Below are 9,641 nucleotides of genomic sequence, written 5' to 3' on the forward strand. Positions count from 1 at the left end.
CTACTTATATATTTAGAATTTAATTATGCCTTTAAATAATTTAGTTACATCATTATAAGTAATGAAAACCATAAATGCCATTAATGCACAGAAACCTATCATATTTATCATAGCTTCTTTATCTGGATTTATTTTTTTTCCACCTCTTATCCATTCGATGAAAAGTAATAATAATCTACCTCCATCTAATGCTGGGAATGGAACTAAGTTTATTATTCCAAGGTTTAAACTTATTATTGAGCCTAAGTATAATAAATTAATTATACCTGTTCTTGCCGCATCAGATACTATACTAATTACACCAACTGGACCTGCAACAGAATTAGTAAATCCACCAGGAACAGTTCCTGTTATCATTTGCTTTAAGAAAGTAACCATCTGTACTATCATTTGTCCCGTAGTTACAAATGAATCTCTTATGGCGTGAACAATATTTTTATCCCTTGCACAAGTCACTCCTACCTTATAACTTCCATCTTCTGCTTTTTGTGGTGTGACATTTACTTTTACTGATTTATTATCTCTCTCAACTACAAGATTTAATTCTTTTCCATTTGATGATGAAATAACTTGTGTAAATTCATTCCAAGAAGTAATTTCTTTTCCGTTTATACTTTTTATTGTATCTCCTGATTTTAAATTAGCTTCATAAGCTGGACTATTGTCTGTTATTTGATCTAATGTAGTTGTTGGAGATCCTATGTAAATAAATACAGGAATTAAGAAAATAACTGCTAAAACTAAGTTAAAAAATGGTCCTGCAAATATAACACTGGCCCTTTGAAGTATAGATTTTGTCCCAAATGAACCTGGCTTATTTGATTCTTCATCTTCACCTTCCATAGATACATACCCACCTATTGGTAAAATTCTAATAGAATACATTGTTCCATTTTTTTCTTTACCAAATAGCTTTGGTCCCATGCCTATGGAAAATTCATGAACTGTAATTCCATTTTTCTTTGCAAAAATAAAGTGACCAAACTCATGTATTAATATTATTACTCCAAAAAGTAATAAAGCTGCAATTATCGTCATATATTCACCTTCCTAATTTTAATAAAAATTCGCTTCGCCTGAGCTACTATGTTGGCGAAACACTTCATGTCGCCAACAAGATGTCTTCGCTACCGCTTTAGTCATCAACCTTACTCAAAGAAAACTATTACTTAAGTAAGTTAGCTAAAAACGCTCTAGTTTCCTTGTCAACTTCTAGAATATCTTCTAAAGTCGGATTACTTCTATTATTATGCTGATCTAAACTTCTTTCTATGTAATATGGTATGTCATAGAATCCAATTTTATCATCTAAAAATTCATTTACTAAAACTTCATTAGCAGAATTTAACACAGCTGGATAAGTTCCACCTAATTTCAATGCCTTAAACGCCAGTTTTAGGCAGGGGAATGTTTCCATATCTGGTTTTTCAAAAGTTAAAGTAGCTATTTTAGCTAAATCTAATCTTTCAAAATCAGTTTTTGATCTTTCTGGGTAAGTTAGAGCATATTCTATTGGTAATCTCATATCTGGGCATCCTAGTTGAGCCATAACTGAACTATCTCTAAAAGATACCATAGAGTGAATTATACTTTGTGGATGAACTACTATATCAATATCCTCTACATCCACATCAAATAACCACTTAGCTTCTATTACTTCTAGACCTTTATTCATAAGAGTTGAAGAATCTATACTTATTTTTCTTCCCATATCCCAGTTTGGATGTTTTAAGGCCTCATTTTTTGTAACTTTAATTAACTCTTCTTTCTTTTTACCCCTAAAAGGTCCACCTGAAGCTGTTAATATTATCTTTTCTATATTCTTTTTTCTTTCTCCATTTAAGCATTGGAATATTGCACTATGCTCACTATCAACTGGTAAAATTTCTACATTATTTTTCTTTGCTTCTCTCATAACAATTTCACCAGCTGTAACTAAGGTTTCCTTATTTGCAAGAGCAATTGTTTTCTTTGCTTTTATTGCAGCCATTGTTGGCACCAACCCTATCATTCCAACTACAGCAGTTAAGACAATATCCACTTCTTCAAGCTCACATATCTTAACTAACCCTTCCATAGAACTTAATATTTCTATATCTATATTATTTGGAATCATATCCTTAAGTTTTTTAGCACTTTCTTCATTATAAACTGCAACATATTTAGGATTGAATTCTAATATTTGTTCTAACAATAAATCTATGCTGCTATTTGCTGAAATAGCAACTACTTCAAACTTGTCTTTATTTTTTCTAACCACATCTAAAGTCTGAGTACCTATAGATCCTGTAGAACCTAGTATACTAATTTTTTTCATAAGTGATTCCTTTCTACGCATTATATTAATAATTTGTCTTTACTTATGTATTATATCATTATTACTCTTATTATTTACAATATTCATCAAAATTTCAAATACATTTTTAATTTAAAGAAATAATATAAAATTTATGATTTTTTCTCATTAAAAAAGCTCCAGTATAACTGAAGCTAAATCATTTTATAAATAAGTTAATTACACTATACACAAATGGTGCAACTAGTATAACACTATCGAATCTATCTAGTATTCCACCATGTCCTGGTATTAATTTTCCATAGTCTTTAATTCCTACATATCTTTTTATTGATGAGGCAAATAAATCTCCAAATTGAGCAACAATACTTCCAAAGAAACCTAAAAATACTATTACTTTTAAATCAATTTTAAAGAAATATCCAAAAACTACACATATAATTGTAGATCCAAGTATGCCCCCAACACTTCCTTCTACAGTCTTTTTAGGACTCACTTTAGGAATTAATTTGTGTTTACCAAATAAATATCCTGTAAAGTATGCAAATGTATCTGTCATAAATGCAATAATAAATATTAACCAAACGTAGATGTTTCCTCTTGAAAAATCATCCATAGTTAATACTATAAAGTCTATTAATACAGCTACATAAAAAATTCCAAAGAAGGTAACCACAATATCTATAATATTTCTTTTTACCCTTAATATTGGTATTATTGATATTAAGAATAAAATAAATATTAATGTATAGGTATAAGATATTGGTAATTTAAGATAATTTTTAATCAGTAAATAAATAGAAAAAATATAACCTATATAATATAATGGCTTAATGTCCTTTTGTTCAAATGCCTTATAAAATTCATTCAAGGCAATTGAGATTATTATAGCTTCTCCTATATATAAAGGGGTTCCTCCAAGTATTATAAGGATAAATAATGGAACTAATAATAATCCTGCTATAACTCTTGTTCTCATAAGTATTCTCCTTATTTTATTCCACCAAATCTTCTATCTCGATTCTGATATGTAAAGATAGCTTTTTGAAGTTCTTTTTCATCAAAATCTGGCCAATAAACATCTGTGAAGTAAAATTCTGAATAAGCAACTTCCCATAATAAGAAATTGCTAAGTCTTTCTTCTCCACTAGTTCTTATTACTAAATCTGGATTCGGAATACATTTTGTACTTAAATGATTACTTATAGTATCTTCGTCAATTTCATCTAAATTTATTTTACCATCTTTAACATCTTTTATAATATCAACTAATGCATTTTTTATATCTAGCCTTCCACCATAGTTTAATGCTAGGTTTAAATTACACCCTGTATTATTCTTAGTTAATTCTATCGCCTTATTTAATTCTATTACACATTGGCTAGGTAAATTATCTATATCTCCTATGGCTGTTAATTTAACATTTTCCTTATGTAGTGTAGCTACTTCATTTTTTAAATAAGTGGATAATAAAGCCATCAATGTATCGACTTCCAACTTTGGTCTTTTCCAGTTTTCTGTTGAAAATGCATATAAAGTAACATATTTAACATTTAACCTTTTACATTCTCTAAGTACTGTTCTTATAGTTTCTACACCAGCCTTATGACCAGCTGTTCTTGGTAGAAATTTACTTTTAGCCCATCTTCCGTTCCCATCCATTATTATGGCAATAGACTTAGGAACTCTATTTAAATCTATATCATAAAACAAATTGTTTTTCATATTCATACTCCAAATATTATTTCTGACTCCTTATTTTAAGGAGCCAGAAAAGTAAGTTACAAATAACTCTACATTATTTTCTTTTTGTGTAATTTTGATTACTCTTGGATAAATTAATTTATCCTGATCTTTCTTACCTTGAAGAATTGTTGTAGTATATTTTATTTTTCTGTTATCAAAATATTCTTTAACTTCATCTAAAGGAAGGCCTAACAGCTCATAATACTTTTTCAAAGTTATTATACCGCCATTATATCTTTTTCTTTAGTTTCTAATAATGAGTCTATCTCTTTAGTATATTTATCAGTCATTTTTTGCACGTTATCTTGTGCTTTTTTTAATTCGTCCTCAGTTATTTCGCCTTCTTTTTCTAACTTTTTAAGTTTATCGTTAGCGTCTCTTCTTTCATTTCTTATTCTTACTTTGAATTCTTCTGAAGCTTTTTTAGCTTGTTTGCAAAGCTCTTTTCTTCTTTCTTCAGTTAATGCTGGAACGTTTATTCTTATAACTTCTCCATCATTAGTAGGGTTTAAACCTAAATCTGAGTTTCTTATAGCTTTTTCTATTTCTTTCATTGCACTTTTGTCCCAAGCACTTATCATTAAAGTTCTTGGTTCTGGTACCGATATAGACCCAACTTGATTAATAGGAGTTGGAGTTCCATAATAATCTACTCTTATTTTGTCTAACATTTGTGCATTAGCTCTACCAGCTCTTATTGTTGAAAATTCAAATTTTAAAGCTTCTATTGTTTTATCCATTTGTTGTTGTAATTTGTTTTGTACTTCTTTCATTTTTACTCCTCCTTCGTTTAATTAGTTTATTAATGTACAATTGTTCCTATATTTTCTCCGTACACTGCTTTTAATATATTCTCTGTTGTTAACTCAAATACCTTTATTGGAATACTATTATCCATACATAAAGACGTTGCAGTTGAGTCCATAACTTTTAATTCTTTTTGTAGTACTTCTATATATGATAATTCATCAAACTTTTTAGCATCAGCATGTAAAACTGGATCTTTATCATATACTCCATCAACTTTTTTAGCTAATAATATTATTTCAGATTCCATTTCTGCTGCTCTTAGAGCTGCTGCTGTATCAGTTGAGAAATATGGATTTCCAGTTCCCGAACCAAATATTACAACTCTCTCTTTTTCTAAATGTCTTACAGCTTTTCTTCTTATATATGGTTCTGCAATTTCTTTCATTTCTATTGCAGTTTGTACTCTAGTTTGTACACCTATGTTTTCTAAGGCATCTTGTAGTGCCATAGCATTCATAACTGTAGCAAGCATTCCTATGTAGTCAGCTGTTGTTCTGTCCATACCTTCAGAAGTTCTTCCTCTCCAGAAGTTTCCTCCACCTACTACAACAGCAACTTCAACACCAATTTCTTGTACTTTTTTAATAGCAACTGCTATTTCATTCACAACATCATTGTTTATTCCAAAACCTTTATCACCCGCTAGTGCTTCTCCGCTTAGTTTTAGTAATACTCTTTTGTACTTAGGTTTATCCATAGAAATCCTCCCGTCTGCATTTCATATACATCATTTTTATTATTTATTTTTTAAAAAAGAGAACACATAAGTGTTCTCTTTTGGTTAACTATTACTTAAGTTGCTTAGCAACTTCTTCAGCAAAGTTTTCTTCTTTCTTTTCTATACCTTCACCAACTTCGAATCTTACAACTCTACCAACTTGTATGTCTGAACCAACTTCTTTAGCAGTATTAGCTACTAATTTCTTTATAGTTAAATCAGAATCTTTTACGAATACTTGTTCTAATAAACAAACTTCTTTTAATTCTTTTTCTAATCTACCTTTAACCATTTTTTCTACTATGTTAGCAGGTTTTCCTTCGTTTAATGCTTGAGCAGTTAAAACTTCAGTTTCATGAGCTATATAGTTTTGATCAACATCATCTCTTGAAACATATTTAGGATTCATAGCAGCAACTTGCATAGCTATATCTCTTCCCATAGTTAATACTCTTTCATCTCTAGCTTCAGTTAATAATTCAACTAAAACACCTATTTTTCCAGCTCCGTGTATGTATCCAGCTATTTGACCTTCAGTAGTTAATTTTTCAAATCTTCTGAAGTCTAATTTTTCACCTATTTTAGCTATTCTATCATTTAAAACGTCTCTTAATGCTTTTCCTTCAGCATGTTTTTCTTCTAATAATGCTTCTATATCAGTATTTTCAGTAGCTAATGCCATTGCAGCAGCATCCTTAACGAATACTTTGAAATCTTCGTTTTTAGCAACGAAGTCAGTTTCTGAGTTTACTTCTACTATTGCAGCAGCAGTGTGATCAGCATTTACTTCTATAGTAACTAATCCTTCAGCAGCAACTCTATCAGCTTTCTTAGCAGCTTTTGCCAAACCTTTTTCTCTTAATATATCTATTGCTTTTTCCATGTTAGCTTCAGCTTCTTGTAAAGCTTTTTTACAATCAAGCATTCCAGCTCCTGTAGTTTCTCTTAATTCTTTAACCATTTGTGCAGTTATGTTAGCCATTATTGTTCCTCCTATATATTCTAAATGGTAAGGGACCCCCCTTACCATTTATTTTTTTTTATTGTTCTTGAGCTTCTTCCTCAACAACTTCTTCTTCAGCACCTTGTCTACCTTCTATTACAGCAGTAGCCATTGCACCAGTTATTAATTTAACCGCTCTTATAGCGTCGTCATTTCCTGGTATTGGGAAATCTAATTCATCTGGATCACAGTTTGTATCAACTATACCAACTACTGGTATACCTAATCTGTGAGCTTCTTGTATAGCTATATTTTCTTTTCTTGGGTCAACTACAAATATAGCTCCTGGTAATTCAGGCATCTCTTTTATTCCGCCTAAGTATTTTTCAAGTTTTTCTTTTTCAGCGTTTAATTTTATAACTTCTTTTTTAGGAAGAACGTTGAATACACCTTCAGCTTCCATTTTTTCTAATTCTCTTAATTTTTTAATTCTTGTTTGAATTGTTTGGTGGTTAGTTAGCATTCCACCTAACCATCTTTCGTTTACGAAGAACATTCCACATCTTTCAGCTTCTTCTTTTATAGCTTCTTGAGCTTGTTTCTTAGTTCCTACGAATAAGATTGGTTTTCCAGTTTCAGCTACTTCTTTAACGAATTTGTAAGCTTCTTCAACTTTTTTAACTGTTTTTTGTAAATCTATTATATAGATTCCGTTTCTTTCTGTAAAGATGAATCTTGACATTTTAGGATTCCATCTTCTTGTTTGATGTCCGAAGTGAACACCAGCTTCTAATAATTGTTTCATTGATATTACTGACATTTCGTACCTCCTTGGTTTTGTACCTCCGGCATGATCAACTCCCTAAAAAACCCTCATGTGGCACCTTTTAAGGATCCCATGGCCGTGTGTGATATTTATATTTTATTTTTTCACCTCTGATAGTATAACATAGGGAAAAATAAATTTCAATATAATTTAATATAACCTTACATTTTAATTATTAACTAATTTTGGGATATTAATCGGCAAACAAAATTTTTATTCTTGTTTTTAATGAAATATCACACAAATCTTCTTTACTTATAATTTTATTCGTCCCTAAAATTTCTCCATCATCATTATAGTATTTTATTACACCTAATACATCACCTTTTTTAATAGGTAATTTAATCTCCTTAAATGTGAGTTGTGTGTTTATATTTTCATCATTTTTTTTCACTATGATTAAATCATCTTCACATTCTAAGGTGATTTCTAACTCATCTAATCCCTTCAAATATTTTTTACCAATTAAGTCTTCTTTAGTCATAACTTTTTGTGTGGTAAAATTTTCCTTACCATATTTAAGCATTGCAAGACAAGCTTGTATCCTTTTATTTTTATGATTTGCACCAAGAGATACCCCTATCAATCTATTTTCTATATTTTTAGTATCTTCATTGATTTTCATAGAAAAGGCTAAACAATACCCTGCATTACCTGTGTATCCTGTTTTTATTCCATCTACCTCAGGTATTATGGAAAGAAGTCCATTTGTGTTATTTTTACAAAAACCTCTTTGAGAATAAGTATAAGTTTGCATATCAGTTATAGCTGTCACTTCTTTTTCATAATTGTCCATCATAAACTTACCTAATTTAGCAATATCTCTAGCGGTTGAGATATTTTCTTTTGGTGGCTTTTTCGGATCAGCCAAACTATATATAGGAAGACCATTACAGTTTACAAATGATGTATTTTTCATTCCTATTTCTTTTGCTCTTTTATTCATTCTCTTCACAAAGTTTTCTTCACTTTTTCCAATATGTTTTGATATTGCTACTGCTGCATCATTTCCTGACACTATCATTAACCCCTTCATAAGCTCTATTAAAGGTATTTTTTCGCCTTCTTTTAACTTGTAAGAAGATCCTCTTACTTTTGCTATATCTTTATCTACAACAATTATATCTTGAGGGCTTACTTCTTTGTTATTGATAGCTTCAATAGCAATTAAAAATGTCATCATCTTGCTAAGGCTTGCTAAAGGTCTTTTTTCGTCAGGATTTTTTGCATATAAAACTCTAGCAGTGTCTTGATCAATTAATATGGATGACTTAGAAAACTTATCTACATTTGTATTTTCACCATAAGAAATACTAGGAGTAATAATACTTATAATGATTAGTAAAATCAGTAATACTTGTGCTCCTTTTTTCAAAATTCTCACCTTCTTGGTAACTTTAGTCTAAATTATTTTTCCCCTTTAAGTGAGTAATAATCTTGAATTATTTTCTAGGATTACTTTATCAATCTTGAAAACAATACAGATGTCCATGTAGCATGTATTGTTATTCCTAAAAAAACCTCTATACAAACTAGCATTTTGCCTAAAAATCCAAAGGCAATAATATCTCCATATCCAACGGTACTAAATGTTACCATTGAAAAATACCAAGCTTCCCCATAAAAAGTAATAAGTTCATAAAGCGAATATGTATTTTTTAACAAATTTACTTTTATTAATCCATATTCAAGACTTTTCATTCCTATAAACAAATAAACAAAAGCAAATATACTTATTATAGAAAAACTTATTATTAGCAATTTTATAGGTCTTTCTCCATAACCTATAAGATGTTTTGATAAAAAATCAAAAAAATCATTAACTAAATAATCCTTGTATCCATTGTATTTCTTGCTTTTCAAGAAATTACTAGCATAATTTCTTTCATTATAATAATAATAACCAATATTCTCATTATCTTCTGTTATTTTTGCCTGAATTCTTGCTATTTTATAATTATTTCTACCACAAATAGAGTTTTCTTCATTATAATAGGTATCTTTTAAGATAAATTTTGTATATGGAGAAAAAACTATTCCATCTAGCCGTGGAAAATTTATACATTTCTCTACTATAAGCTTTTGACCATTGAAATCTGATTTTTGAAATACTTCTTCGTTTACATATTTTGAATTAAAAATAGTTTTATTAAATATACAATTTCCTAAAAAAGTTGATTGTTTAAAATTAACGTATGATTCAAAGTTTGCGTTTGTAAAATCTACTGATTTTTTAAACATAAACTTACTAAAGTTTACTTCATCTTTCAATGTAGCTTCAAAAAACTTCAATTTTTCTTTA

11 protein-coding genes are annotated in these 9,641 nt (G+C 29.5%); all 11 read right to left on the bottom strand.

Annotation, left to right across the window (positions count from 1 at the left end):
* Positions 1-12: 12 nt before the first annotated feature.
* Positions 13-1,038: an RIP metalloprotease RseP gene (rseP, locus tag QX51_RS17170; RefSeq protein ID WP_039681126.1), complete on the bottom strand. Its 1,026-nt coding sequence runs from the start codon at positions 1,036-1,038 to the stop codon at positions 13-15.
* Positions 1,039-1,165: 127 nt separating this feature from the next.
* Positions 1,166-2,317, bottom strand: a complete 1,152-nt coding sequence (locus tag QX51_RS17175) for a 1-deoxy-D-xylulose-5-phosphate reductoisomerase (protein WP_079764782.1) — start codon at positions 2,315-2,317, stop codon at positions 1,166-1,168.
* Positions 2,318-2,495: 178 nt separating this feature from the next.
* On the bottom strand, positions 2,496-3,275 hold the full coding sequence (locus QX51_RS17180) for a phosphatidate cytidylyltransferase (RefSeq protein WP_039681128.1): 780 nt from the start codon (positions 3,273-3,275) through the stop codon (positions 2,496-2,498).
* An 11-nt stretch (positions 3,276-3,286) separates the two neighbouring features.
* Entirely contained in the window at positions 3,287-4,021 is a 735-nt protein-coding gene (locus QX51_RS17185) for an undecaprenyl pyrophosphate synthase (protein ID WP_039681129.1), read from the bottom strand.
* 30 nt (positions 4,022-4,051) lie between these two features.
* A complete protein-coding gene (locus tag QX51_RS17190) occupies positions 4,052-4,255 on the bottom strand; it encodes a hypothetical protein (protein WP_039681130.1) in 204 nt (67 codons plus the stop codon).
* Between the two features lie 5 nt (positions 4,256-4,260).
* A complete protein-coding gene (gene frr, locus QX51_RS17195; protein WP_039681131.1) occupies positions 4,261-4,815 on the bottom strand; it encodes a ribosome recycling factor in 555 nt (184 codons plus the stop codon).
* Between the two features lie 29 nt (positions 4,816-4,844).
* Entirely contained in the window at positions 4,845-5,549 is a 705-nt protein-coding gene (gene pyrH / locus QX51_RS17200; RefSeq protein ID WP_039681132.1) for a UMP kinase, read from the bottom strand.
* Between the two features lie 91 nt (positions 5,550-5,640).
* Positions 5,641-6,552, bottom strand: coding sequence for a translation elongation factor Ts (gene tsf, locus QX51_RS17205; RefSeq protein ID WP_039681133.1), 912 nt, complete (start codon positions 6,550-6,552; stop codon positions 5,641-5,643).
* A 58-nt stretch (positions 6,553-6,610) separates the two neighbouring features.
* Positions 6,611-7,333: a 30S ribosomal protein S2 gene (gene rpsB, locus QX51_RS17210; RefSeq protein ID WP_039681134.1), complete on the bottom strand. Its 723-nt coding sequence runs from the start codon at positions 7,331-7,333 to the stop codon at positions 6,611-6,613.
* Positions 7,334-7,532: 199 nt separating this feature from the next.
* On the bottom strand, positions 7,533-8,714 hold the full coding sequence (locus QX51_RS17215; protein ID WP_039681135.1) for a D-alanyl-D-alanine carboxypeptidase family protein: 1,182 nt from the start codon (positions 8,712-8,714) through the stop codon (positions 7,533-7,535).
* 80 nt (positions 8,715-8,794) lie between these two features.
* The coding region (locus QX51_RS17220) for a potassium channel family protein (protein ID WP_039681138.1) at positions 8,795-9,641 on the bottom strand (847 nt) is incomplete at its 5' end.

It is taken from the genome of Terrisporobacter othiniensis (genome assembly GCF_000808015.1).
Classification (GTDB): Bacteria; Bacillota; Clostridia; order Peptostreptococcales; family Peptostreptococcaceae; genus Terrisporobacter; species Terrisporobacter muris.

Excerpts from the sequence above, each read along its gene's own strand:
- tsf (WP_039681133.1), bottom strand. The coding sequence starts at position 6,552 with ATGGCTAACATAACTGCACAAATGGTTAAAGAATTAAGAGAAACTACA.
- QX51_RS17175 (WP_079764782.1), bottom strand. The coding sequence starts at position 2,317 with ATGAAAAAAATTAGTATACTAGGTTCTACAGGATCTATAGGTACTCAG.
- QX51_RS17185 (WP_039681129.1), bottom strand. The coding sequence starts at position 4,021 with ATGAAAAACAATTTGTTTTATGATATAGATTTAAATAGAGTTCCTAAG.
- rpsB (WP_039681134.1), bottom strand. The coding sequence starts at position 7,333 with ATGTCAGTAATATCAATGAAACAATTATTAGAAGCTGGTGTTCACTTC.
- rseP (WP_039681126.1), bottom strand. The coding sequence starts at position 1,038 with ATGACGATAATTGCAGCTTTATTACTTTTTGGAGTAATAATATTAATA.
- pyrH (WP_039681132.1), bottom strand. The coding sequence starts at position 5,549 with ATGGATAAACCTAAGTACAAAAGAGTATTACTAAAACTAAGCGGAGAA.
- frr (WP_039681131.1), bottom strand. The coding sequence starts at position 4,815 with ATGAAAGAAGTACAAAACAAATTACAACAACAAATGGATAAAACAATA.
- QX51_RS17180 (WP_039681128.1), bottom strand. The coding sequence starts at position 3,275 with ATGAGAACAAGAGTTATAGCAGGATTATTATTAGTTCCATTATTTATC.